At 65.9% G+C, this 23,898-nt stretch carries 18 protein-coding genes; 6 read left to right on the forward strand and 12 right to left on the reverse strand.

Going from position 1 to position 23,898, the window contains the following annotated elements; all coding sequences use genetic code 11:
- Positions 1–120: 120 nt before the first annotated feature.
- Positions 121–1,587: a xylulokinase gene (locus tag HDG39_RS13815; RefSeq protein ID WP_184006447.1), complete on the reverse strand. Its 1,467-nt coding sequence runs from the start codon at positions 1,585–1,587 to the stop codon at positions 121–123.
- Positions 1,588–2,052: 465 nt separating this feature from the next.
- Here HDG39_RS13815 and HDG39_RS13820 point away from each other — a divergent pair, with 465 nt between their 5' ends.
- Positions 2,053–3,462, forward strand: a complete 1,410-nt coding sequence (locus tag HDG39_RS13820) for a nucleobase:cation symporter-2 family protein (protein WP_184006448.1) — start codon at positions 2,053–2,055, stop codon at positions 3,460–3,462.
- A 115-nt stretch (positions 3,463–3,577) separates the two neighbouring features.
- On the opposite strand, the gene HDG39_RS13825 is transcribed toward HDG39_RS13820, so the two are convergent.
- Genes HDG39_RS13825 through HDG39_RS13835 form a run of 3 tightly spaced genes read right to left on the reverse strand, consistent with a single transcriptional unit; the run spans position 3,578 to position 9,566 of the window.
- A complete protein-coding gene (locus HDG39_RS13825) occupies positions 3,578–5,092 on the reverse strand; it encodes an efflux transporter outer membrane subunit (RefSeq protein ID WP_026226018.1) in 1,515 nt (504 codons plus the stop codon).
- Between the two features lies 1 nt (position 5,093).
- On the reverse strand, positions 5,094–8,324 hold the full coding sequence (locus HDG39_RS13830) for an efflux RND transporter permease subunit (protein WP_184006449.1): 3,231 nt from the start codon (positions 8,322–8,324) through the stop codon (positions 5,094–5,096).
- 18 nt (positions 8,325–8,342) lie between these two features.
- The gene (locus HDG39_RS13835) at positions 8,343–9,566 is read right to left on the reverse strand and encodes an efflux RND transporter periplasmic adaptor subunit (RefSeq protein ID WP_184006450.1); all 1,224 of its coding nucleotides are present in this window, start codon (positions 9,564–9,566) and stop codon (positions 8,343–8,345) included.
- A gap of 428 nt (positions 9,567–9,994) precedes the next feature.
- Here HDG39_RS13835 and HDG39_RS13840 point away from each other — a divergent pair, with 428 nt between their 5' ends.
- Complete coding sequence (locus HDG39_RS13840) at positions 9,995–10,636, forward strand: TetR family transcriptional regulator (RefSeq protein WP_184006451.1); 642 nt, start codon at positions 9,995–9,997, stop codon at positions 10,634–10,636.
- Between the two features lie 92 nt (positions 10,637–10,728).
- Here the strand turns inward: HDG39_RS13840 and HDG39_RS13845 are convergent, their stop codons facing one another.
- Positions 10,729–11,367: an isochorismatase family protein gene (locus tag HDG39_RS13845; RefSeq protein WP_184006452.1), complete on the reverse strand. Its 639-nt coding sequence runs from the start codon at positions 11,365–11,367 to the stop codon at positions 10,729–10,731.
- A 170-nt stretch (positions 11,368–11,537) separates the two neighbouring features.
- On the opposite strand from HDG39_RS13845, the gene HDG39_RS13850 reads away from it, so the two are divergent.
- Positions 11,538–12,533 (forward strand): helix-turn-helix domain-containing protein, encoded by a 996-nt coding sequence (locus HDG39_RS13850; protein WP_184006453.1) that lies wholly within the window; start codon positions 11,538–11,540, stop codon positions 12,531–12,533.
- 108 nt (positions 12,534–12,641) lie between these two features.
- Here HDG39_RS13850 and HDG39_RS13855 read toward each other — a convergent pair whose 3' ends face one another.
- From HDG39_RS13855 to HDG39_RS13880, 6 genes are all read right to left on the reverse strand, one after another.
- Complete coding sequence (locus HDG39_RS13855; protein ID WP_018421687.1) at positions 12,642–13,364, reverse strand: SRPBCC family protein; 723 nt, start codon at positions 13,362–13,364, stop codon at positions 12,642–12,644.
- Between the two features lie 34 nt (positions 13,365–13,398).
- The gene (locus tag HDG39_RS13860) at positions 13,399–13,779 is read right to left on the reverse strand and encodes a DUF427 domain-containing protein (RefSeq protein ID WP_018421688.1); all 381 of its coding nucleotides are present in this window, start codon (positions 13,777–13,779) and stop codon (positions 13,399–13,401) included.
- Between the two features lie 147 nt (positions 13,780–13,926).
- Positions 13,927–14,421, reverse strand: coding sequence for a carboxypeptidase regulatory-like domain-containing protein (locus HDG39_RS13865; protein WP_184006454.1), 495 nt, complete (start codon positions 14,419–14,421; stop codon positions 13,927–13,929).
- A gap of 278 nt (positions 14,422–14,699) precedes the next feature.
- A complete protein-coding gene (locus HDG39_RS13870; RefSeq protein ID WP_184006455.1) occupies positions 14,700–16,217 on the reverse strand; it encodes a DegQ family serine endoprotease in 1,518 nt (505 codons plus the stop codon).
- A 168-nt stretch (positions 16,218–16,385) separates the two neighbouring features.
- On the reverse strand, positions 16,386–17,684 hold the full coding sequence (locus HDG39_RS13875) for an ATP-binding protein (RefSeq protein WP_184006456.1): 1,299 nt from the start codon (positions 17,682–17,684) through the stop codon (positions 16,386–16,388).
- A 4-nt stretch (positions 17,685–17,688) separates the two neighbouring features.
- On the reverse strand, positions 17,689–18,351 hold the full coding sequence (locus HDG39_RS13880; RefSeq protein ID WP_018421692.1) for a response regulator: 663 nt from the start codon (positions 18,349–18,351) through the stop codon (positions 17,689–17,691).
- Between the two features lie 264 nt (positions 18,352–18,615).
- Between HDG39_RS13880 and dacB the strand changes: the two genes are divergently transcribed.
- The 3 genes from dacB to HDG39_RS13895 all read left to right on the forward strand — a co-directional run bounded on the left by dacB (position 18,616) and on the right by HDG39_RS13895 (position 22,672).
- Positions 18,616–20,256 (forward strand): D-alanyl-D-alanine carboxypeptidase/D-alanyl-D-alanine endopeptidase, encoded by a 1,641-nt coding sequence (gene dacB / locus HDG39_RS13885; RefSeq protein WP_184006457.1) that lies wholly within the window; start codon positions 18,616–18,618, stop codon positions 20,254–20,256.
- A 197-nt stretch (positions 20,257–20,453) separates the two neighbouring features.
- Positions 20,454–21,371 carry a sterol desaturase family protein gene (locus tag HDG39_RS13890; protein ID WP_184006458.1) on the forward strand — a complete coding sequence of 306 codons (918 nt, stop codon included), beginning with the start codon at positions 20,454–20,456 and terminating at the stop codon, positions 21,369–21,371.
- Between the two features lie 95 nt (positions 21,372–21,466).
- A complete protein-coding gene (locus tag HDG39_RS13895; protein WP_184006459.1) occupies positions 21,467–22,672 on the forward strand; it encodes an SGNH/GDSL hydrolase family protein in 1,206 nt (401 codons plus the stop codon).
- Positions 22,673–22,835: 163 nt separating this feature from the next.
- Here HDG39_RS13895 and HDG39_RS13900 read toward each other — a convergent pair whose 3' ends face one another.
- On the reverse strand, positions 22,836–23,888 hold the full coding sequence (locus HDG39_RS13900) for an L-threonylcarbamoyladenylate synthase (protein WP_184006460.1): 1,053 nt from the start codon (positions 23,886–23,888) through the stop codon (positions 22,836–22,838).
- Positions 23,889–23,898: the final 10 nt, after the last annotated feature.

The following is a 23,898-nucleotide window of genomic DNA, read 5'->3' on the forward strand; positions in this document are numbered from 1 at the left end:
CGAAATGGCATCGCGTGCCGGGCGACTACGTGGCACGCGAAAAGCGTCATGGTATTGCATAGTGCGTGAAGGCTGCGTCGCCGATGGCTGCGCTCGGCACCGTGTTCAACGCCGTCGCTGTCACTTCGCTTCGCCCGGCGCGCTACCACCAAACCACGGCTCGACCCGGCCATACAGATCGACGAAGCGCGTATAGCGTTCAGCCAGCGCCGCATCGCCTCGTGGACCCGCGACGCGCGTCGCGCGCGGCGCGAGCGCGGCGAGATCGCGCGTCTGCCAGTGGCCGCACGCGAGACCGCCGAGGATCGCCGCGCCGCGCGGCGCCGCGTTCGGGCAATCGACCGCATGCAGGTCGACGTCGAGCGCATCGGCGAGCAGTTGTCGCCAGCGCGCATCGACGGAGCCGCCGCCCGCGAGCTTGAGCGCCGTCACCGGTGCGCCGCTCGCGCGAATCGCGTCGAGCCCCGCGCGCAACGAGAACGCGACGCCCTCGAACGCGGCACGCATCATCGCGCCGCGCGTATGCTCGAGCGACAAACCGAGCCAGCCGCCGCGTGCCCGCGGGTTCAGCCACGGCGTGCGCTCGCCGGTCAGGTACGGCAGGAAGCTCAGCGTCGACGCCACTTCAGCGGCGGCACGAGCGCTTGAATCAGCCGCATCGTCAAATGCCTCTCGGTAAGCCTCCGCCCACCCAAACGACAGCCACCCGCACACCCGCTCCAGCGCGATGCCGACGTTCTGCATCGCCGCCATCCGATACCAGTGATCGCTCGCCGCGCGATAGCGATGCAAGCCCTTCAGCGGCGCAGGCTCGTCGTTCCCGAGCACGACGATCTGTCCGCCGGTGCCGGTCGTCAGCAGCGCGTCGCCGTCACGCACGAGTCCGCTGCCGAGCGCCGCGCACGGCGTATCCGCGGCGCCGGTGGCGAGCACGATACCGGCCCGTAAGCCAAGTGCCTGCGCGGCCTGCGGCGACAGCGCGCCCGCCGCCGCATACGACGGCGCCACAGGCGCGAACCACTCGGTCGGAATCTCGAGGCGTTGCAGCAGCGCCGTGTTCCACGCGCCGGCGGGATCGGCGAGCGCGGTCGCGCACGCGTCGGACGCATCGGTCACGCACGCGCCGCCGAGTGCGACGCGCAGCCAGTCCTTCGGCTGCAGCGCCCAGCGCGTGCGGCGCGCGGCTTCCGGTTCTTGCAGCACGAGCCAGCGCAGCAGCGGTCCGGCCATGCCGGGCGCGACCGGATTCGGTTGCGGCTCGGGCCACGCGTCGAGCATGGCGAGCGCGCGCGAGTCGGGCCACAGCATTGCGCGCCGCACGGCTGCGCCGTTTGCATCGAGCAGCACGACGCCGTGCATCTGGCCAGAGAAGCCAATCGCGCGCACGCCGTCACGCAGCTCGCGCGGCAGGCCCGCCATCGCATGGACGAGCGCGTTCCACCAGGTCTCGACGTCGCTTTCGGCCCAACCCGCGTGCGGCGTAACGAGCGCATAAGCGACGCTCGATACCGCCTGCTCGCGTCCATGTTCGTCGACGATTGCCGCTTTCAGGGAGCCGGTGCCGAGGTCGATGCCGAGAAAACTCATGAGCGCAGGGACGTTGAAATGAGATGAAGAAGGAGCCAGCGAGACTGGCGACGAAGTGGGAAAGCGAAGCTCAAAGGCGAAGCTGCACAGACGCCGCGAACGTTGAACAAACAGCTCGGAAAACACGCGAAAAAAACCATTCGCGGGTTAACCCCGCCGTGCTGCGAGCGTCATCAAAACAGGACTATGCGTGAAGCGTGATACACGTCATTGATTCTCACACATATCCCCTCGCGCCACGAACCCGCGCCGCGCACGCCATGCACCGCCCGCAGCCCCCACTGCATGGGGCTCTCTGGCGTCCGACGGCCGATCCGTCCCACTCGTGGCTTTAATTTGCCTTTCAAAACAGGTCCCTGCATATCGTCGCCGGGAATGCCGGAATAGCCACGTATGGTCTTGTTGCGACTTTTCGTCCCCGATACCTTGGAGTCATCCCAACACGAGATGGTGGAGACAGACGATATGCAAGCGAACACGGTTCACCCGTGCGACGAGCGCCTACCGGCGGGCCAGTTGCTCACTCTCGGCATCCAGCACGTGCTGGTCATGTACGCCGGCGCGGTCGCGGTGCCGCTGATCGTCGGCGCCGCGCTGAAGCTGCCGAAAGACCAGATCGCCTTCCTGATCAGCGCCGATCTGTTTTCGTGCGGCATCGCCACGCTGATCCAGACGCTCGGACTGTGGATCTTCGGCATCCGTCTGCCCGTCATCATGGGCTGCACGTTCGCGGCCGTCGGCCCGATGGTCGCCATCGGCACCAATCCTTCGCTCGGCATCCTCGATATCTTCGGTTCGACGATCGCGGCCGGCGTGATCGGTATTCTGCTCGCGCCCGCGGTCGGCAAGCTGCTGCGCTTCTTCCCGCCGGTCGTGATCGGCGTCGTGATTTCGGTGATCGGCCTGTCGCTGATGGAGGTCGGCATCAACTGGGCGGCCGGCGGTGTCGGCAATCCCGACTACGGCAATCCGGTATATCTCGGCCTGTCGCTGCTCGTGCTGACGCTGATCCTGCTGATCAACAAGTTTGCCAGGGGGTTCGTCGCCAACATCTCGGTGCTGCTCGGCATCGTCGCGGGCTTCGCGATCGCGCTGATGCTCGGCCGCGTCAACATGGACGGCGTCACACACGCGCCGTGGGTCGGCTTCGTGATGCCGTTCCACTTCGGTCTGCCGCACTTCGATCCGCTGTCGATCGCGACGATGGTCACCGTGATGTTCGTCACGTTCATCGAATCGACCGGGATGTTTCTCGCGGTCGGCGACATGGTCGATCGTCCGGTCGATCAGAAAACGCTGGTGCGTGGCTTGCGCGTCGACGGTCTCGGCACGCTGATCGGCGGTATCTTCAACTCGTTCCCGCATACGTCGTTCTCGCAGAACGTAGGGTTGATCGGCGTGACCGGCGTGAAGAGCCGCTTCGTGTGCGCGATGGGCGGCGTGATCCTCGTGCTGCTCGGCCTCTTCCCGAAGATGGCGCAGGTGGTCGCGTCGGTGCCGGCGTTCGTGCTCGGCGGCGCGGGCATCGTGATGTTCGGCATGGTCGCGGCGAACGGCATCAAGGTGCTGTCGCGCGTCGACTTCGTGAGGAATCAGCACAACCTCTTCATCGTCGCGGTCAGCATCGGGCTCGGCCTCGTGCCGGTCGTCTCGCCGCACTTCTTCTCGCAACTGCCGCCGGCGTTGTCGCCGCTGCTACATAGCGGGATTCTGCTCGCGTCGGTGTCGGCGGTCGCGCTGAACCTGATCTTCAACGGCGTAAAGAGCGAGAAGAAGGCGAAGAGCGAGCTTCGCCGCGCCGGGCACGATCTCGACGCCAGCGCGGGCGGCGAACCGCAGAGCAACGAGATGCTGCGGGCGGCGGATCTGCATTGAGCTTTGGATGCGTCGATAATGCGGCGAGCGGCACCGAACGCCGCGAATCAACAAAAACGCCACGGCATGCCGTGGCGTTTTTGCTTTACTTCAGCGGTTCGTCGAGCCGAAGCGCTTACCCTGCCGTCGCCGCCGAAGCCGCGACCGGTGCGCTCGCCGCACCGTAGTCGACCGGCGCGTCGGCGGGACGCGGCTGGTCGCCGTTGTGCTCGATCCAGCCGCCGCCGAGCGCCTGGTACAGCGTGACCAGGTTCTGCAGACGTTCCATGCGCGCGGTGACCAGCGCCTGCTGAGCCACGTACAACGAGGTCTGCGCGGTCAGCACCGAAAGATAGCTGTCGACACCGTTCGTATAACGGAGGGTCGACAGATCCAGCCGGCGCTGCTCGGCCGCGACATCCCGCTCGAGCGCCGCGATCTGCTCGTCGTACGTGCCGCGCGCGGCCAGTCCGTCCGCCACTTCGCGGAAGGCCGTCTGGATCGCCTTTTCATACGTGGCGATCTGCACGTTCTTCTCGATGTTGGCGAGATCGAGGTTGGCCATGTTCTGACCGCCCTCGAAGATCGGCAGCGTGATCGACGGCGCGAAGCTCCACGCCGCCGAACCCGGCTTGAACAGCCCGCCGAGCGTCGGGCTCAGCGTGCCGGCGCTGCCGGTCAGCGTGACCTTCGGGAAAAACGCCGCGCGCGCCGCGCCGATGTTCGCGTTGGCCGCGAGCAGATTCTCCTCGGCCTCGATGATGTCGGGACGACGCGTCAGCAGATCGGACGGCAGGCCCGCCGGAATATCCGTGAGCAGGCTCTGGTCGTTCAGCGGCAGGCCGCCCGGCAGATCAGCCGGCAACGGCTCGCCGATCAGCAGCACCAGCGCGTTGTCAGCCTGAGCCCGCAAACGCGTCTGCGTCTGCAGGTCCGCGCTCGCGGTCTCGACGACCGTTTCCGCCTGGCGCAGATCGAGTTCCGAACCGGTGCCGTTATCGAACTGCAGCTTGGTGATCCGATACGACTCCTGCGCCGTCTTCAACGTGTTCTGCGTGACCTTCAGCAGATCGTCCAGTTCGAGCACCGTCATGTACTGGTTCGCCACCTGCGACACCAGCGCGATTTCCGCCGCCTTGCGCGCCTGCGCGGTGCCGAGGTACGTGGCCAACGCCTGATCCTTCAGGCTCTGCACGCGCCCGAAGAAGTCGATTTCCCACGACGCGTTCAAGCCCACCGAATACGTGTTGGAGATCGTCACGCCGGTGAAAGTCAGGTCCTTCGGCGTGCGCGACTTGCTTTGCGAGGCCGCGGCGTCGAGCGTCGGGAACAGGCCCGCGCGCACGATACGGTACTGCGCCGCCGACGCCTGCATGTTCAGCACCGACACACGCAGATCACGGTTGTTCTTCAGCGCGATTCCGATCAGCTGCTGCAGACGCGGATCGACGAAGAAGTCGCGCCAGCCGATGTCCGCGGCGGCCTGACCGTTCGCGCTGCGCGCGCCCTGCGCGCCCGGCTGCTGGTCGTACACGCCGCCGGTCGGGAAGGTCGCCGTCACGGGCGCCGCGGGCCGCTGGTAGTGCGGTGCCAGCGTGCAACCCGTGGCGAGCAGCGCGACCGCTACTGCAATCAAAGAGTGTTTTTGCATCTCAATGCCCATCCTTGCCCGAGCCATTGCCATCCGAGCCGTCGGTCGTGCCACCCGCCGCGCCGCCTTGCGGATCGCGCGGATGGTGCTGTTCGTAGTGGCGCAGCGCCTCATCCGGGTCTTCCTTCTCACCGCCGAACTTCGCGCGAATCACGACGAAGAACATCGGGATCATGAAGATCGCGAGGAAGGTCGCCGTCAACATGCCGCCGATCACGCCGGTACCGATCGCGTGCTGGCTTGCCGACCCCGCGCCGTTACTGATCGCGAGCGGCAGCACGCCGAGAATGAACGCGAGCGAGGTCATCAGGATTGGACGCAACCGTAGACGCGCCGCTTCGAGCGCGGCTTCGATCGGTCCCATGCCTCCACTCTGCTGCAGTTCTCGCGCGAATTCCACGATCAGAATCGCGTTCTTCGCCGACAGACCCACGGTGGTCAGCAGACCCACCTGGAAGAACACGTCGTTCTCGAGCCCGCGCAGCGTCGCGGCCAGCAGTGCGCCGATCACGCCGAGCGGCACCACCATGATCACCGAGAACGGGATCGACCAGCTTTCATACAGCGCCGCGAGACACAGGAACACGACGAGAATCGAGATGCCGTACAGGATCGGCGCCTGCGAACCCGACTGACGCTCTTGCAGCGACAGACCCGTCCACTCGTAGCCGACTCCCGCCGGCAGCTTGGTGACGATCTGTTCCATCGCCGCCATCGCCTGACCGGTCGACTTGCCCGGCGCGGCCGCACCCTGGATTTCCACCGACGAAATACCGTTGTAGCGCTCGAGCTTCGGCGAACCGAAGGTCCACTCGGTGTTCGCGAAGGCCGAGAACGGCACCATCGCGCCCGCGCTGTTGCGCACGAACCAGGCGTTCACGTCTTCCGGTTTCATCCGGAACGGCGCGTCGCCCTGCAGGTAGACCTTCTTGATCCGGCCGTCGGTGTCGAGGAAGTTGTTCACGTACGCCGAGGCCCACGCGATCGAGAACGTCTGGTCGATCGTGGCGAGCGAAACGCCGAGCGCCGAAGCCTTCTCGTGGTCGATGCTCACCTTGAACTGCGGCGTATCGTTCAGGCCGTTCGGACGCACCTGCGCGAGCGTCGGATCTTTTGCCGCCAGACCGAGCAGCATGTTGCGCGCTTCCATCAGCTTCGCGTGACCGATACCCGCGCGGTCCTGCAGCTGGAAGTCGAAGCCCGCCGCGGTGCCGAGTTCAGGAATCGACGGCGGATTGACCGGGAACACCGTCGCGTTCTTGTAGGTGCTGAAGTGCATGTAGAGACGGCCCACCAGCGCTTGCACCTTCTGGTCCGCGTGCTGGCGCTGCGCGTAGTCCTTCATCCGCACGAACACGAGACCCGCGTTCTGGCCACGACCCGCGAAGCTGAAGCCGTTCACCGTGAAGGTCGATTCGACGATCGCCTTTTCGTCGATCAGCAGGTAGTCCGACACGTCCTTCAGCGCGCGCGCGGTAGTTTCCTGCGTGGAACCCGACGGCGTTTGCACCAGCACGAACATCGTGCCCTGGTCTTCGTCAGGCAGGAACGACTTCGGCAGACGCACGAACAGCAGCCCCACCGCGAAGATCACCACCATGTAGATGATGAGCCAGCGGCCCGAGCGCTTGATCACGTGGTGCACGCCCGAGTGATACTTGTCGCGGCTCGTGTTGAAGGTACGGTTGAACCAGCCGAAGAAGCCGGTGGCTTTTTCGTGATGCCCCTTCGGAATCGGCTTCAGGATCGTCGCGCACAGCGCCGGCGTCAGAATCAACGCGACGAGCACGGACAGCACCATCGCCGCGACAATCGTCAGCGAGAACTGCCGGTAAATAGCGCCGACCGAGCCGCCCGAGAACGCCACCGGCACGAACACCGCCGACAGCACGAGCGCCACGCCGACGAGCGCGCCGGTGATCTGGTCCATCGCCTTGCGGGTTGCATCGCGAGGCGACAAGCCCTCCTCCTGCATCACCCGCTCGACGTTTTCCACCACCACGATCGCGTCGTCCACCAGCAGGCCGATTGCGAGCACGAGACCGAACATCGACAGCGTGTTGATCGAGAAACCGACCACGCTCATGATCGCGAACGTACCGAGCAGCACCACCGGCACCGCGATCGTCGGGATCAGCGTGGCGCGCAGATTCTGCAGGAACAGGTACATGACGAGGAACACCAGCACGATACCTTCGAGCAGTGTCTTGACCACTTCCTCGATCGACAGGCGCACGAACGGCGTCGTGTCGTACGGGTACTGCACGACGAGACCGTGCGGGAAGTACTTCGACAGTTCGGCGATCTTCGTGCGCACCGCTTTCGCGGTGGAGAGCGCGTTCGCGCCCGTGGCGAGCTGGATACCGAAGCCTGCCGTCGGCTGACCGTTGTACTTGGTGTCGAAGTTGTAGTTTTCGCCGCCGAGCTCGACGCGCGACACGTCGCGCAGACGCACCTGCGAGCCGTCCTGATTCACCTTCAGCAGGATGTTGCCGAACTGCTCGGGGGTATTGAGCAGCGTCGCCTGCGTGATCGTGGCCTGCAGCACCTGGCCCGGCACCGACGGCGTGCCGCCGAGCGAGCCGCCCGCGACCTGCACGTTCTGCGCCTGCAGCGCGGTTTCGACATCGAGCGGCGTCAGACCGAAGTTATTCAGCTTGTTCGCGTCGAGCCAGATCCGCATCGCGTACTGCGAGCCGAACAGCGTCACCGTGCCCACGCCGTCGATACGGCTGATCGGATCCTGAATGTTCGACGCGACGTAGTTCGCGAGGTCGTACTTGTTCATGCTGCCGTCGGTCGACACGAACGCCATCACCAGCAGGAAGCTGCTGCTCGACTTCGTGACCCTAGTGCCGAGCTGCTGCACCGCCTGCGGCAGCAACGGCGTAGCGAGCTGCAGCTTGTTCTGCACCTGCACCTGCGCGATGTCAGGATTGGTGCCGGCCGCGAACGTCAGCGTGATGGTGGCCGTGCCCGAGTCGTCCGAGGTCGACGCGAGGTACAGCAGGTGGTCCAGACCACTCATCTGCTGCTCGATCACCTGCGTAACGGTGTTTTCCACCGTCTTCGCCGAAGCACCCGGATAGGTTGCGCTGATCTGGATGGACGGCGGCGCGATGGTCGGGTATTGCGCGATCGGCAGCGTGAACACCGACGCGAGACCCGCGAGCATCAGGATGATGGCGATCACCCATGCAAAAATCGGGCGATCAATAAAGAACTTTGCCATGTGGCGGGCTCCCTGTTATTACGCGCCCGAGGCGGCGGAGGCAGGTTGAGCCGCCGGTTGACCCGTCTGCGCGCCGTTCGCGGCTGCGTCGGAAGCCGGGGTGCCGGGCAGTTGCGCCGGCACGGGCTTGACCTGCTGGCCGGGACGCGCCTTGTCGGTGCCCTGGACGACCACGCGGTCACCCGGCTTCAGGCCGTCCGAGACCACCCAGTACGAGCCGAAGGTGCCCGAAGTGACGAGCTGACGCAGCTCGACCTTGTTGTCGTTGCCGACGACGAGCGCGGTGGGCTGACCCTTCTGGTCGTGCGTGACGCCGACTTGCGGCACGATGAGCGCGTTCTGGTTGACTCCCTCGTCGATCTTCGCGCGCACGAACATGCCCGGCAGCAGCACGTGGTTCGGGTTCTTGAAGATCGCGCGCACGGTGACCGAACCGGTGCCTTGGTCGACGGTCACGTCGGTGAACTGCAGCTTGCCCTTCTCGGAATAGATGCGGCCGTCTTCCAGCACCAGCGTGACCTGCGCGGCGCCCGGGCCGGTCGTCTTGAGACGCCCTTCCTGGACCTCGCGGCGCAGCTTCAGACCGTCGAGGCTCGATTGCGTGAGGTCGACGTAGACCGGATCGAGTTGCTGGACCGTGGACATCAGCGTGGCCGCGCTCTGCTGCACGAAGGCGCCCGGCGTGACCTGCGACACGCCGATCTGGCCGGTCACCGGCGAGGTCACGTCGGTGTAACCGAGGTTGATCTGCGCGGTATCGACCGCGGCCTTGCCCGCGGCGACGTCGGCGGCGGCCTGGCCTTCGGCGGCGACCGCGTTGTCGTAGTCCTGCTTGCTGACCGCGTTCGCCGCGACCAGCACCTTGTAGCGATTGGCCTGCGCGGTGGTCGTCACCAGGTTCGCCTGCGCCTTCGCGAGCGATGCCCTCGCGTTGTTCAACGACGCAATGTACGGCGCCGGATCGATCTTGTAGAGACGCTGGCCGGCCTTGACCTCACTACCCTCGGTGAACTCGCGGCGCAGCACGATGCCGTCGACCCGTGCACGCACCTGCGCGACGAGGAAGGCACTGGTACGGCCGGGAAGTTCGGTGACGACGGGCACGGTCGTCGGCTGGAGGGTGACGACGCCGACTTCGGGCGTCTGTGGCGGCGGGGCAGATTGTTTTGGTCCGCACGCCGCCAGCAAGATGGCAGCCGTCGCGGCACTGATTAAGCGGAATGGAACCCGTTCGACGCGCATGGAGCGACCTCTGTCAAAGACTGAGTAATGAAAAAGTGCGCGCATCCCTACCCCGGGGACGACAGCGCACACAAGCGTCTCGCGACGCTCGACCGGAAGCCCATGGATGCAAACCTGCGCCTGCAGGGCACCCTGCTACGAATGCGCCATACCGGGGAATGCCGCGCAGCGCCGCCATTTGGCGGCCGCGAAAGCGCTTTCGAAAGGCAACAGTGACGGATATTAACCGCTCGTCACGGCTTGGGCTATCCGATCGTGGGGTGCTATTATATATACATTCATGAATGCATGTAAAAGTGCATTCATATCTTCCGAGGCCGGGGTACCGCAGATTCGCGTCGCAATTCGCTTCAGAAGTAGTCAAAGCGTCATCAGACTGACTTAAAACTGTCCGCATAAACCCCAGGATCAGCGCAGGCTACACCAATATGGTCAGAAGAACCAAAGAAGAGGCGCTGGAGACGCGCAACCGGATTCTCGACGCGGCCGAACAGGTCTTCTTCGAGAAGGGTGTATCGCGCACGTCGCTGGCCGATATCGCCCAGGCCGCGGGCGTCACGCGCGGCGCCATTTATTGGCATTTCGCGCATAAGAGCGAGCTGTTCACCGAAATGTTCGACCGCGTGCTGCTGCCGCTCGACGAACTGAAGGCGGCATCGCTCGATCCGAACGAAGCCGATCCGCTCGGGCGACTGATGGAAGTCTGCATCGTCTGCCTGCGCGACACCGCCAACGATCCGCGCCGCCGCCGCGTGTTCGACATCCTGTTTCTGAAGTGCGAGCTGGTCGAAGACATGGGGCCGGTCATGGAACGGTATCAGACCAATATGCGCGAGGGGCTCGCGAAGATCGAGGGCGGTCTGCGCAATGCGATCTCCAAAGGCCAGATGCCCGTCGACCTCGACACGAAGCTTGCCGCGGCGATGGTCCACGCGTTCGTCGGCGGCTCGTTGCGCGACATGCTGTTTTTGCCCGACGCGACCGACTTCGGCGCGCATGCGCAGCAGATGGTGGAAGCGATGTTCGACGCCTTGCGCCTGAGTCCGGCGTTGCGCAGGAAGGCGGCGTAGAAGTCGCGCGAGGGTGACGGATTGGAAAAGCGGGCGGTTCGGTGAACCGCCCGCTTCTGTTTTTGGACCGGACCACCGCCCCTGCGCCGGGTTCAGGCAACCGCCCGGCGTGCTCGCGCCGCCTGATTCGACGCATAGATGTTGCCGCGCTCGAGCGGCGCGCCGCTCTTTAGCGCCGCGATCCATTGATCGGTGCTCGCGACCGCCGCGAAGCGCGACTGCAGCACCACGCTGAACACGTGATGAATCTCCTCCGCGCTCGCGAAGCCCGCGCTGTTTTCATACGGCACCGAGCCGGTTGCGTCGTGCAGGAACTCGACGGCGAGGCCAGCATGCACCGCGTGGTTGATCGTCGAGGCATCGCAATTGTGGGTCATGTAGCCGGTGACGCTCAGCGTATCGATCTGCCGGGCGGCGAGCCAGTCGGCCAGATCGGTCCCAGCGAATGCGCTCGGCAGCGACTTCTCGACGAAATGGTCATGAACGCGCGAGCTCACGACCGTGTGCAGTTCCGCGCCCGCGCTGCCGCGCGCGAACAGCGGCGAGGTGGCGGGCGCGACGTTCTGCACGACCACGACCGGCACGCTGGCGGCGCGCGCCGCATCGATCGCGCGACCGATGTTGGCGAGCGACGTGCGCACGTCCGGAAATTCGATCGGCAGGTCGCCGCTCACGTATTCGTTCTGCACGTCGATGACGATCAGCGCACGGCGCGGCGCGGGTGTGCTCATGGCAAGGCTCCTTGTCAGAAAAAGCGGTCGATGGCGCGCGCCCAGCGCGGTGGCCGCGGCGCAACGGCAATGACGGCATTGTTGCTCCGCTGCCCGCCTGTCGACAGCGGCCCGAATGACAACATTCGCTAGGATCGGGCCATACTTATGGCTTTCATGAGGCGCCCGGCATGACCACCTTCGCATCTTCCGACGACGTCTCCGGTCAGGCGCCGCGCCACGTCGTCGCCGTCGTCGCGTTCGACCGCATCAGCCCGTTCCATCTGTCGGTGCCGTGCGTCGTGTTCGGCGAAGACCGTCGCGGCGGCGGTGTTCCCGACTTCGACTTCCGCGTCTGCGCCGCGGAAACAGGCGCGCTGGCGACGACCGCGGGCTTCTCGATCGAGGTCATACACGGACTCGAAGCTCTTGCCGACGCGCAGACGATCATCGTGCCGAGCTGGCGCGATCCCGCCGAAACCCCGCCCGCCGCGCTGCTCGACGCGCTGAGGGCCGCGCATGCGCGCGGCGCGCTGCTCGTCGGCCTGTGCCTCGGCGCTTTCGTGCTGGCCGCCGCGGGCATCCTCGATGGACGGCCCGCTTCGACGCACTGGGCCTGGGCCGACGACTTCGCGCGCCGCTACCCGCGCGTGCGGCTCGACGCCGACGTGCTGTACGTCGACGACGGCAACGTGCTGACCTCGGCCGGCACCGCCGCCGGCCTCGACTGCTGCCTGCACGTGCTGCGCAAGATCTGCGGCGCGCGGATGGCGAACCACGTCGCGCGCCGGCTCGTCGTGTCGCCGCATCGCCAGGGTGGCCAGGCGCAATACGTGCAGCAGCCGATGCCGCCGAACCCGCGCGGCGATCGCCTGTCCGGCCTGCTCGACTGGGTGAGCGGCAACCTGGCCGCGCCGCATACGCTCGACACGCTCGCCGCGCGCGCGTTGATGAGTCGCCGCACCTTCACGCGGCGCTTCCGGCTCGCGACCGGCACCACCGTCGGCGCGTGGCTGCTCGCGCAGCGGCTCGCGCGTGCGCAACAGCTGCTGGAAAGCACCGACGGGTCGGTCGAAGCGATCGCGGCGAGCGCCGGATTCGGCTCGGCCGCATCGCTGCGGCAGCATTTCGCGGACGCGTTTCGCACGTCGCCGAGCGCGTGGCGGCGGGAGTTTCGCGGGGATTAGATGAAGGCGGCGGGAGCACCGCTATTTCGTAGTGCGTCACCGGGATTTCGTAGTCGCGCGGGGATGTCTGTCGCGCGTTCCATCAGGGGCTGCGCGCGGCTCGCGGCCTCAATGCTCGCTGAACCAGCGCGCGACATACAACAATAGTGCGACCAGAAAGATCATCCCGGCCCACGCCCAGTACGGCACGACATGCTGACCGGGCTCGTGATGCGACCAGCTATGCGACGCGCTCGCCGCGCGCCCCGACAGCGCATGGCTGTGCTCGATGCGCGCTCGCCGCGCGATGCCGCCGAGCGTGATCGGCCGCAAAAACACGTACTGGCGACGCGGCGCCGTGCCACGCGCGCGGTTCGGCCCTTTGCCGTGCTTGGCGCGCACGACGGCGTCGAACTCGGCGAAAAAATCGTCGGCAATCTGACGCAAGGCGTTCTCGAGCTGGCGCGTCGGCAGCTCGGCGAGCGGTCCCGACGACGTCGCCCACAATGTGTAGTCGATGCGCGTGCCGCGCTCCCGCCCCTCGTCCGCGCGCAAACGCACTTCGATCTGACCGCGCAACGCGCCGATGCCCTCGGCCAGGGCCTTGAAGTTGATGGTGCGGCGCTGCGCGTCCGCCGGGCCGGAATCCTGGCCGGCGACGTGCGCGCGCGCCTGATAGTGCGCGCGCAACGGGCCGAGCGGCACGGTCATCGTCAGCGCGTATTCGCCGTGGGCGAGACGCACGAATGACTCGCAGTTGTCGAGGCTGGCACGCAACAGCGCGAGGTCCTGCAACGCGTCCCAGACCTCGGACGGCGCCAGCGGAATCCGTAACGCGTCGTTCAGTTCCATGACAACCTCCCCGATGAACGCGCCGACTGCGGGATCAGGACGTCTGATCGATGCGGTCGACGCGCGATGCGTAAAAAGCGAGATAGCCCTTGATGCGACTGACCTGCTCGAACGGGGCCTCGTAGCACCACACCGCGTTCTCGATCACGCCATCTTCGGTGCGCAGATGGAAGTACGACGCGTCGCCCTTGAACGGACAATGCGACGTGTGCGTCGAGCGTTCGAGCCGGGCCATGTTCACGTGCTCGCGCGGGAAATAGAACACGTCGGCGAGGCCGGTCTCCGATAGCGTCAGCGCGGCCTGGGTGTCGGCCATCGTCACGCCGCCGTGAATCACGCGCACGCGGTGACCGTTGTCGCGGATCACGATGGTATGGCCGTCCAGCCGTCCCGCAGATGTCGACGCATCGGTCATGTCCAGGCTCCGTGATGGGGTGGGTGCTGCACTGCCGGCTATTGCCGCGGGAACGGCAAAGCCACGGGAGCTGCCCGTGGCTTCATTATCGGCCAAACTTCGGCCGATTGCGCTAGCTTGCTGCGCGGCGGCAGACGGATCGACCCGTTACTTCGCGTTCCAGATGAACGCGGATTTGACGTTGCCGTGCGCCGGCACGCTAACCGAGCGGGTTTGCTCGCTGTCGTTGTATTTCGCGTGCACCGTATAGCGGCCGGGGCTCAAGCGCACCAGCATGAACGGTCCGCGCGACGTCGTATTCAGCACTTCGCCGTTATGGGCATCGACGATACGCACGTGCACATCCGCGAGAAACTCGGCGTTGGGCCCGGTGAAGCGCAGCGTCAGTGGCCACTGGCTTTGCGCTTGTCGCAACGCCCGCGATTCGTCGAGGCCGACGCCGCCCGACACGTACGACACGTCGCCCTGCTGCTGGACTTGCGGCAGACCGCCGCCGTTGGTGTTGCCCGCGCTGGTGTTGTCGGTCGTCGAGCCACCGGTCACGCCCGCCTGCTGCGCGTACACACCGCCCGCCAGTCCGAGTGCGAGCGCCGCGCACAGCGCGACGGCTACGATCCTTTGCTGATTGCGTTGGGTTTTCATCGATTCGCTCTCCTTGTTGCAGTCCTTGCCCAGTCTCCGAACAGGCCAAAATCAAGACCGACGCAACCTGCGTGCCAAGCATCCGGTCGCGTCGACTTGACATGCGCGACCGTGGCACCAAGTCGCTTGGCGCGCTTCGTCCTGTCCGCGCTGCTCGCCGCAGCACGGTGCGGACAGGCGAAAAAAAACCGGTCCTTGCAGTAAATGCAAAGGACCGGCAATCGCTACTACAGCTCAAACTGGGGTGGGCGATCCGTTCGAACCGCCCGGATACTGGATCAGCCGAGATCTACGGGCACGAAAATCTGCGCGTTGTCCCGCTGGATCAGCAGCGCAATGCTGTTGCCTGCGCCCGAAATCATCTGCTTCAACTGATCGATGTTCGTGACCGGACGGCCATTGACCGCGAGAATCACGTCGCCCGCCTGGATGCCGGCGCTCGCCGCCGCACCGCCTGCCTGCTGCACGAGCAGACCGTGCGACACCGACGCGCTGCTCTTCTCTTCCGGCGTCAGCGGCCGCACCGCGACGCCGAGGCGGCCTTGCAACTGGGTCTGCTGATCAGTCTTGTTCGCCGACGCAACCTTCGCGTCCGAGAACGAGCCGATCGTCACCTTCACGTCCTTGCTGGCCTTATCGCGCCACACTTTCAGCGTCGCCGCGCTGCCCGGCGCGAGACCTGCGATCTTCGACGGCAAATCCGCCGAATCGCTGACTTCGTCGCCATTCACCGACAGGATCACGTCGCCCGGCTGCAAGCCAGCCTTGGCCGCCGGCCCGTTGGCGTCGACCGAGCTGACCAGCGCGCCTTGCGGCTTCTGCATGCCGAACGAGTCGGCGAGCGTCTGGTTCAAGCCCTGTACTGCGACGCCGAGGCGGCCGCGGCTCACGTGACCGGTCTTGACGAGATCGTCTTTGACCTTGATCGCCTCGCTGATCGGGATCGCGAACGACAGGCCCTGGAAGCCGCCCGTCTGCGAGTAGATCATCGAGTTGATGCCGATCACTTCGCCTTGCAGATTAAAGAGCGGACCGCCCGAGTTGCCAGGGTTCACCGGCACATCGGTCTGGATGAACGGCGTGTAGTTCTCGTTGGGCAGCGAACGCGACTTCGCGCTGATGATGCCCGAGGTCACGGTGTTGTCGAAGCCGTACGGTGAGCCGATCGCGACGACCCACTGACCAACCTTGCTTTGGCGCGGGTCGCCAATCTTCACCGTCGGCAGATCGCTCGCGTTGATCTTCAGCACGGCGACGTCGGACTGCTTGTCGGCGCCGACCACCTTCGCCTTGAACTCGCGCTTGTCGGTGAGCTTCACGGTGACGACGTTTGCGCCATCGACCACGTGCGCGTTCGTCAGAATGTAGCCGTCATTGCTGATGATGAAGCCCGAGCCGAGGCTCGCGCTCGGCTGGTCGGGCGAGTCTCCGCCATCGCCGCCCTGCATGCCGGGCACGCCGCCGAAGAACCGCTTGTAGAACTGATAGAACGGATCGTTCGGATCGATCGGCAGCTGGTTGCCGTTGAGGTTGCCGCCATTACCACGCATCGCGGTTTGCTTGACCACGTGCTTCGCGCTGATGTTGACGACGGCCGGACCGTAGGTCTCGACGAGCCCGGAGAAATCGGGGATACCGGTTTTGGCGGCAGCTTCGGCTGGCATCATCGCAGCGGCTTGCGCCGGCGAGATGATCTGCGGTGCGGGCACATCGCGATGGCCCGCCACATAGCCGGCTGAAAGCGCAGCGGCCACAGCTACCGCAACGGCGCCGCGGGACAAGGTTTTCGCGTTCATCATGAGCTCCTGACTGGAGAAAGTGACTTTGGATGTCGAGGAGCGTAAGGGGCATCACTTAAAAGAGTCTTAAGCAGCGCCAGATCATGGGAAGCTTATCGGACCGGCCGTTACGGACCGCCGCGCCAGCATGAACGCCAGCTTTGGCCGAACAGTAAATCACCATGATCAGAAGCGTACGACGACCTGCAAACCACCGGCCGGCGAGTCATCGAGCGACACTTGCGCATGATGTTGGGTGGCGATCCGACGCACGATCGCGAGACCGAGGCCGCTGCCCGCCACGTCGGTGCGCGCGCGATTCGCGCCCGCTTCCGCGCGATAGAACCGGTCGAACACGCGCTCGCGATCGGCGGGATCGATACCGGGGCCGCTATCGGCGATCCGCACGACCGGATGGCCGTCCTCGACACGCAGGCTGACGTCGACGCGGCCGCCACGCGGCGTGTACTTGGTCGCGTTGTCGACGAGGTTGTTGAACATCACGCGCAGCGCTTCGGCGTCGCCGGTCACGCTGGCGGCCTCGCTCGCCTCGATGCCGAGGTCGACGCCGCGATTCATCGCGAGCGGCGCGTAGGTCGCGACGCACTCCCGCAGTAGCTCGCGCAGATCGAGCATCACTGCGCCGGCGGCGCCGTCCGGCTCGGCGCGCGCGAGCGCGAGCAGTTGCTCGGCGAGGCGCGTCGCGCGCGTGACACCCGCCTGCAGATCGGCGAGCGCCTCGCCGCGGGCTGTGTCGTCCTTCGCGCGCGCGACCAGTTGCGCCTGAATCTGTACCGCGGCAAGCGGCGTGCGCAATTCGTGCGCGGCATCGGCGACGAACGCCTTCTGGATATCGAGCGCGGTCGCGAGCCGCTGCAGCAGCCCGTTCAGCGCACGCACGAGCGGCCGCACTTCGAGCGGCAGGCGCTGATCAGGCAATGGATCCAGCGCTTCGGGATGACGGGTGTCGAGCGCGCTCGTCACGCGCCGCAGCGGCTGCAGCCCGCGGCCGACGATCACCCATACCGCCAGTCCGAGCAGCGGCAGCAGCACGATCAGCGGCCACAGCGTGCGCAGCGCGACATCGGCGGCGAGCCGATTGCGCACCGACAGCGGCTGTGCGAGCTGCACGACGTTATCGCCGACGATCGCGCCATATACGCGCCATTCGCCGCGGTCGGTGCGCTCGGTCGAAAAACCGAGTTCGGCGCGCGGCGCGAGCGGCGCACGCGGCCGCGAGTAATACATCAGCATGCCGTTGCGGTTCCAGATCTGCAGCACGATGCCCTCGTCGCCGGTATCGCGGCCGAGCACCTGCGAGAACGGTTCCGCCGGCAGCGCCGCGGCGATCTGCTCGAGCTGGTAGTCGAACAGCTCGTTCGCTTCGGCAAGCGCCTGCCGGTAGATCAGCCAGCCCGCGATGCCGACGCCGAGCAGCACGAGCGCGAGCAGCCAGAACAACAGTTGTCGGCGAATCGAGCGCATCGGCTCAGGCGTCCTTCGCGATCATGTAGCCAAGCCCGCGAACGTTGCGGATCAGATCGGCGCCGAGCTTCTTGCGCAGCGCGTGGATATAGACCTCGACGGTATTGCTGCCGATCTCCTCGCCCCAGCCATACATCTTTTCCTCTAGCTGGCTCTTGGACAGCACCGCGCCGGGTCTCGCGAGCAGCGCCTCGAGCAGCGCGAATTCGCGCGCGGATAGCGCGACCAGGGCGCCATCGAGCGTCACCTGGTGCGACGCGGGATCGAGGGTCAAATTGGCGTGGCGAATCGTCGAATCGCTGCGGCCGGACTGGCGCCGGATCAGCGCGCGCATCCGCGCACCGAGTTCGTCGAGATCGAAAGGTTTGACAAGGTAATCGTCAGCGCCGGCGTCGAGGCCCTTGACACGATCGGCGACCGCGTCGCGCGCGGTAACGATCAGCACCGGCAGCGCATGGCCGCGCGCGCGCAGTGCGCGCAGCACCTCGAGACCGTCGCGCTTGGGCAGACCGAGGTCGAGCAACGCGAGGTCGTAAGGCTGGGCCGCCGCCGCGCGCAGCGCCGCTTCGCCGTCCTCGACCCAATCGACGGCGAAGCCTTCGCCGCGCAGCGCCTTGCGCACGCCTTCGGCGATCATCCGGTCATCTTCGACTAGCAGGATGCGCATGGTTGTCCGTTCCAAAACATTCGATGATGCCGCATTCTAGCGCCCGCTTCCGGCCCGCGCGGCGTGTGGCGCTTTTTTCACCGCAGCCTCGCGGGATGTCACTACAATGGGCGCTTTGCGTCGCGCGACGGCCGTCGGTTAGACCGCGGCGCGCCACCGCGCCGTCAAGGCGCCCAGCTTGCCGTTCCATTGTCCCGCGCACGCCGCACGCCGCTCGCCGCACACCTTGAAATCCTGCCCGTCCGTTTGCCCGTTCACCCGTTCATGACGCACGCTTTTCTGTCTTCCGTCGCACGCCGTATGGCGCTGCGCTCGCGCCGTATGTTCGATCGCGCGGCCTTCATGCCCAACCGCGTCATGCCGCGCGCGGCCGTCTGGCTCTGCGCCGCCGCGCTCGGCGCAGGCACGCTGCTGCCGCTGACCGGGGAGGCCCGCGTCAAGGCCACGCATCCGAGCGTCAACGTCACGACGGTACTGCCGCAGCCGGTGATGGTCGGTCTGCAGCGCGCGCACGTGCCGTTGTCGTCGATCAGCGTGGTCGTCGAAAAGGTCGGCGATCGCACGCCGCTCCTCGCGCTGAACGCCGGCAAGCCGATGATGCCCGCCTCGACGATGAAGCTCGTCACCACCTATGCGGGCCTGTCGATCCTCGGGCCCGGTTACCGCTGGCGCACCAGCGCGTACGCGGACGGCGCGCTCGACGCGAGCGGCGTGCTGCACGGCAATCTGTACATCCAGGGCACCGGCGACCCGAAGCTCGTGCCCGAAGAACTGATCGACCTCGTGCAGAAGATCCACAAGGCGGGCATCAACGGTATCGACGGCGCGCTGGTGCTCGACAAGCGCTACTTCGATCGGTCGACGCGCGACCTGCCCGCGTTCGACGACGACGTGAACGCGCCGTACAACGTCGGCCCCGATCCGCTGCTGTACGCGTTCAAATCGCTGTCGTTCACGCTGACGCCATCGCCGGACGGCACTGTGGCGATCGACGTGCTGCCCGCGCTCGCGCAACTGCGCATCGACAACCAGTTGCATGCGACGAGCGGCCCATGCCGGGGCGAGCTGCCGACGCCGACCGTCACGCCGGAGCCTGACGGCACGCTCGTCGCGTCGTTCATCGGCGACTTTCCGGTGCGCTGCGACGCGCGCACGATCAACGTCGCCGTGCTCGATCACTCGACGTTCTTCGCGCGCGGCTTCCTCGCGCTGTGGCAGCAAACCGGCGGCACCTTCACGGGCGCGACCCGCGAAGGCGCAGTGCCCGCCGGCGCGAAGCTCGTCGCCACGCACGAGGGGCCGATGCTGTCGGACATCGTTCGCGACATCAACAAGTTCAGCAACAACACGATGGCGCGCAACCTGTTCCTGACGATCGGCGCCGCCGAGGAAAGGCCGCCCGCCACGCCCGCGAAAGCCGCGCACGCGGTCGAAGCTTTCCTGACGCGCGACAGCCTGAACACCGAATACCTGTCGCTCGATAACGGCTCGGGCCTGTCGCGCGACGAACACATCACCGCGCTCGCGCTCGCCGATGTCCTGCAACGCGCGAACGCGAGCCCAGTCGCGCAGGTGTTCGTCGACTCGCTGCCGATCGCCGGTGTCGACGGCACGATGCGCAACCGCCTGACCAGCCAGGGCGCGGGCGGCAACGCGCACATCAAGACCGGCACGCTGCGCGACGTACGCGCGATCGCCGGCTACGTCGCGTCGGCCGACGGCAACAGCTATGTCGTCGTCAGCCTGATCAACGATGCGCATTCGGAAGCGGCGCGCGCCGCGCACGACGCGCTGCTCGAATGGGTGTACGAAGGCCCTTCGCAGGGCTTCACGAAGGTCTCCGCGCCCATCGGGGAAGCGCGCGAGAAGCCCAGGAAAAACCCGCGCAAGCGCGGCAGCCACTGAGTATTCCTTCTAGCGATGCCGCGCGCGGCAAGCTGCTAACCGTGTACGCTGTCGGGCAGCATGCGGCGCGCGACATCACGGGCTTGCCGCGCAGGGCGCCGGTCGCGCCGGTCGCGCAGACCGCGCGACCTCACGAACGATAACGACACCACCCGCTGCGTACCGCGCGGCGCTCAGGGACCAGGAAGGGAGACAAGATGCAATTCGATGCCGAATTGCTGCTGCTCGCCATGGCGCCCGTCTTTCTCGCCTGCATCGGCTGGGAGGCGTGGCACGTGAGCCGCACGCGCCCGGCCGAGCGGCTCTACAGCTGGCGCGACACGCTGTGCAACGCCGCGCTCGCGCTGCTGCAGCAGGCCGCCGACAAGCTCGCGTGGCTCGCGATCATCCCTGTCTACGCGTTTTTCTACGAGCATTACCGCATTCATACATGGCCGGCGACGTGGCTGTCGTTCGTCGTGCTGTTCGTCGCGCAGGACCTGCTCTATTACGTCTTTCATCGCTGCAGTCATCGCGTGCGCTGGCTGTGGGCCGCCCACGTCGTGCATCACTCGTCGGAGCGGATGAATTTTTCGACCGCGTTCCGCCAGAGTCTGATGTACCCGATCGCCGGCATGTGGGTATTCTGGATTCCGCTCGCGATCCTCGGCTTTCCCCCGAAGCAGATCGTCGCGATCGTGCTGATCAATCTCGGCTTCCAGTTCTTCGTGCATACGCAGGTGATCCGCAAGCTCGGCTGGCTCGAATACATGTTCAATACGCCGTCGATCCATCGCGTGCATCATGCGCGCAACGATCGCTACATCGATCGCAATTACGCAGGTGTACTGGTGATGTGGGATCGCCTGTTCGGCAGCTACGTCGAAGAAGATCCGCATGAGGCGCCGCAGTACGGCATCGTCGAGCCACTGGACACGTACAACCCGCTGAAGGCGACGTTTCACGAATGGGCGTCGATGGCCGCAGACTTCGCTAGTCTGCGCGGCTGGCGCAACAAATGGCGTGCGCTGTTCGCGCCGCCCGCCTGGGCCGCCGCTTATCATGCGCAACGCGCGAAGGGAGCCGGCTTGAACTCAAACCATACGGTCGCGCTTCGGACATCGCGCAGGCCGTAGAAGATTCTGTAAGCTGTCGTCACGCCGCCAACGCGGTGGACGCCGCCTGCAACACATGGCATCAAGGGCCACACATACGAGGAGATGCAGTCAACATGAATCAAACCGCTTCGAAGAAACAGCAATGGTTGCGGGTCACGCAGATCGCAGTGGCGAGCGCAGCGTTCGCCGCGCTCGCGGCATGCGGCGGTGGCGGCGACAACAATAGTTCGAGCAGCAGCACGCCGTCAGGTGGCGTCAAGTTGCAGGTCGTGTCGTTCGGCGACAGCCTGTCGGACGTCGGCACGTATTCGCCGGTGATCCAGGCCAGTTTCGGCGGCGGTCGTTTCACGACGAATCCTGGCGAAGTCTGGACGCAGAAAGTCGCTGAGTACTATGGGGATACGCTGACGCCAGCTTTTGTGGGCGGCTTCGGAGTGCCACTGAAGGCCAACGGCGGCTTGGGCTATGCGCAAGGCGGCTCCGATGTGGCGAACCCCATCGGCATTGGCTTCGCACCCAATAGCATGGCGGCCACGACCGTACCTGTCACGTCGCAGATCGCGCAGTACCTGACGGACCACGGCAGCTTCAATTCGAATCAGCTCGTGCTGGTGAGCGGCGGCGCCAACGACGTCCTGCAACTGTTGCAGAACACGCAGTTCATGACCGACCTCCAGACCCAGCTCGCGACGGCCACCTCCTTGCAGCAACAGCAGTTGATCATTGGGACGGCGGTTGGAACGCAGCTTCAGACGACTATCCAGAGCTTTGTGGGCGTCGTCGGCACCGCCCTCTCGAAAGGTGCGACACATGTCGTCGTCATGGACGTGCCGGACATCGGCCAGGCGCCGCTCGCGGCTGCCCAAGCGGCAGCAAGCAATGCGCCGCAACTGCCGACGCTGATTACTGCCATCGTGACCGCATACAACACGCTGGTCGCGAATGGACTCAAGACAGCCGGGATTGACACGAAAGTGATTCCGGTCAGCTCGTTCGCCTGGCAGCATCAGTTGCTCGCCAGCTACCAGTCGCAGGGATTTTCCAATGCAACGGGCACGGCCTGCGCGCTCCAACAGATGGAGCAGAACGCGACCGCTTATGCGACGGCCAATCCGTCGGTGCTGCAAGGCGGCATGACGGCGCAGCAGTACGGCCAGCAATTCGGCTCGTCGCTGTTCTGCTCGCCGCAGACCCTCACGGTAGCGGGCGCCGACCAGTCGTACGTCTTCGCCGACACGCTCCATCCGACGACGCACGCACACGCTGCGTTCGCAACTTTCGTCGAACAGCAGATCGCGGCGACGGGTCTGGGCAAGTAAGCGCACATCCGGCGTCCGGCGGGAGCGTTGTCTCCCGCTAACGTCTTCTCGAACTTTAGTTCGATACGAAAAAAGCCCGCCTCATTCGAGTCGGGCTTTCTGCTTTTGCGTGTTCGCTTTTGCTTGGCGCGCGAAGTGTATCAGAGGCGAAAACGTAGCGCCTTCAGGACTCGTGCGCTTCGAACGCCGCCGCCGCGCGCCCGAGCCGATCGTTGACCGCAATCCATTCGATCGTATCGGGCAGCTTCTCGATCAGAATCCGCATGACGTTCGCGCGATCGAGCGCGCGCAGCAAGCCATAGAGCTCGCGTGCATAGACGTGCGGATCTTCCGGCGCGGCGACGAAATGCACGCCGTCGACATCGGCCCACTGTCCCGCACGCGATGCGCGCGCGACCAGCGCGACGCGCTCGCCCGGCTCGCGCACCGCGAGCAGCGGCTCGAGTTCACCGAACGGCAGCAGCACGAGCGGCGTGCGCGGCGCGTAATGCGCTTTCAACGTGCCCGACGCGCGCGGCGCGGTCGCGTCCGACCCGTCGGGCAGACGCGGCGCCTCGCCGAGCACGTCGGCGATATCCTGCGGCGTCACGCGACCGGGCCTCAGCAGCGCCGGAAAGCCGCGCGACAGATCGAGAATCGTCGACTCGATGCCGACATCCGACGCGCCGCCATCGAGCACATGAATCGCGCTACCGAACTCGTCGCGCACATGCTGCGCGGTGGTCGGGCTCACATGTCCGAAGCGGTTCGCCGACGGCGCGGCGACGCCGCCATGCCCGCCGCGCAAGGCGCCGAACGCTTCAAGCAACGCCTGCGCAACCGGATGCGACGGACAGCGCAGTCCCACCGAATCTTGCCCGCCGCTGACCGCCGCGGGAATGCGCGCGGCGCGCTTGAGGATCAGCGTGAGCGGTCCCGGCCAGAATGCGTCGATCAGGCGCTGCGCATCCGCCGGCAAATGCTCGACCCAATAGTTCGGATCGCCGTGCGGCGCGAGATGCACGATCACCGGATGATTGGCCGGCCGCCCCTTCGCGGCGTAAATGCGCGCGACCGCGTCCGGGTTCTCGGCATCGCCGCCGAGGCCGTACACGGTTTCCGTCGGAAACGCGACCAGCCCCCCCGCGTCGAGCAAGGCCGCCGCGTGCTCGATCTGCGCGGCGCTGACCGGCAACGCGTTGGTAGCGTCCTTGGCGGGTTTCAGTTGATCCGGCATGGCGCGCGCG

This window comes from Paraburkholderia lebeckiae, from assembly GCF_014201005.1.
GTDB classification, from domain to species: Bacteria; Pseudomonadota; Gammaproteobacteria; order Burkholderiales; family Burkholderiaceae; genus Paraburkholderia; species Paraburkholderia tuberum.

Coding starts and splice junctions, on each gene's coding strand:
- HDG39_RS13825 (WP_026226018.1), bottom strand. CDS start 5,092: ATGCAAAAACACTCTTTGATTGCAGTAGCGGTCGCGCTGCTCGCCACG.
- HDG39_RS13895 (WP_184006459.1), top strand. CDS start 21,467: ATGAATCAAACCGCTTCGAAGAAACAGCAATGGTTGCGGGTCACGCAG.
- HDG39_RS13840 (WP_184006451.1), top strand. CDS start 9,995: ATGGTCAGAAGAACCAAAGAAGAGGCGCTGGAGACGCGCAACCGGATT.
- HDG39_RS13835 (WP_184006450.1), bottom strand. CDS start 9,566: ATGCGCGTCGAACGGGTTCCATTCCGCTTAATCAGTGCCGCGACGGCT.
- HDG39_RS13830 (WP_184006449.1), bottom strand. CDS start 8,324: ATGGCAAAGTTCTTTATTGATCGCCCGATTTTTGCATGGGTGATCGCC.
- HDG39_RS13870 (WP_184006455.1), bottom strand. CDS start 16,217: ATGAACGCGAAAACCTTGTCCCGCGGCGCCGTTGCGGTAGCTGTGGCC.
- dacB (WP_184006457.1), top strand. CDS start 18,616: ATGACGCACGCTTTTCTGTCTTCCGTCGCACGCCGTATGGCGCTGCGC.
- HDG39_RS13815 (WP_184006447.1), bottom strand. CDS start 1,587: ATGAGTTTTCTCGGCATCGACCTCGGCACCGGCTCCCTGAAAGCGGCA.
- HDG39_RS13845 (WP_184006452.1), bottom strand. CDS start 11,367: ATGAGCACACCCGCGCCGCGCCGTGCGCTGATCGTCATCGACGTGCAG.
- HDG39_RS13850 (WP_184006453.1), top strand. CDS start 11,538: ATGACCACCTTCGCATCTTCCGACGACGTCTCCGGTCAGGCGCCGCGC.
- HDG39_RS13880 (WP_018421692.1), bottom strand. CDS start 18,351: ATGCGCATCCTGCTAGTCGAAGATGACCGGATGATCGCCGAAGGCGTG.
- HDG39_RS13900 (WP_184006460.1), bottom strand. CDS start 23,888: ATGCCGGATCAACTGAAACCCGCCAAGGACGCTACCAACGCGTTGCCG.
- HDG39_RS13855 (WP_018421687.1), bottom strand. CDS start 13,364: ATGGAACTGAACGACGCGTTACGGATTCCGCTGGCGCCGTCCGAGGTC.
- HDG39_RS13860 (WP_018421688.1), bottom strand. CDS start 13,779: ATGACCGATGCGTCGACATCTGCGGGACGGCTGGACGGCCATACCATC.
- HDG39_RS13875 (WP_184006456.1), bottom strand. CDS start 17,684: ATGCGCTCGATTCGCCGACAACTGTTGTTCTGGCTGCTCGCGCTCGTG.
- HDG39_RS13890 (WP_184006458.1), top strand. CDS start 20,454: ATGCAATTCGATGCCGAATTGCTGCTGCTCGCCATGGCGCCCGTCTTT.
- HDG39_RS13820 (WP_184006448.1), top strand. CDS start 2,053: ATGCAAGCGAACACGGTTCACCCGTGCGACGAGCGCCTACCGGCGGGC.
- HDG39_RS13865 (WP_184006454.1), bottom strand. CDS start 14,421: ATGAAAACCCAACGCAATCAGCAAAGGATCGTAGCCGTCGCGCTGTGC.